This window comes from Achromobacter sp. Marseille-Q0513, from assembly GCF_018195695.1.
Lineage (GTDB): Bacteria > Pseudomonadota > Gammaproteobacteria > Burkholderiales > Burkholderiaceae_B > Achromobacter.
The window spans coordinates 1-358 of the sequence record NZ_JAGTJY010000624.1 but is presented as its reverse complement, the minus strand read 5'-3'; the positions used below and the strand labels follow the sequence as shown (position 1 = coordinate 358).

The following is a 358-nucleotide window of genomic DNA, read 5'->3' as shown; positions in this document are numbered from 1 at the left end:
CCGGGCCCTTGGGGGCCCGCCACAGGCAGCTCAGCGCACCGATCTCGGCCAGCCCCAGGCCGCCGCTGGCGCGCAGCGCGGCGCGAGGCCGCGCCAGGCAGGAAGACAGCAGATCGTGGCAGGACCAAAGCCGCCAGCCGCCAGCCGAGGCCGTGCGCTCCAGCGCGTCGAGCAGGCCGTCGTCGATGCCGAAAGCCAGCCGCGCGCGGCCATGGCGACCCGCGTCCAGCCGCAGGCGCAGCGGTCCGGCGACCCCGCGCTCGCGCATCAGCGCCCGCGCATAGGCCTCCCATTGACGATCGCCGCCGCCCAGCGTGGCTTGCCAGGGCAGCACCTGCGCATGCGCCCACGGATAGCC

1 pseudogene is annotated in these 358 nt (G+C 76.3%); it reads right to left on the bottom strand.

The annotated features are described in order from the left end of the window. Nucleotides 1–358, bottom strand: a pseudogene (locus tag KDH83_RS32040) (hypothetical protein); the annotation flags it as partial.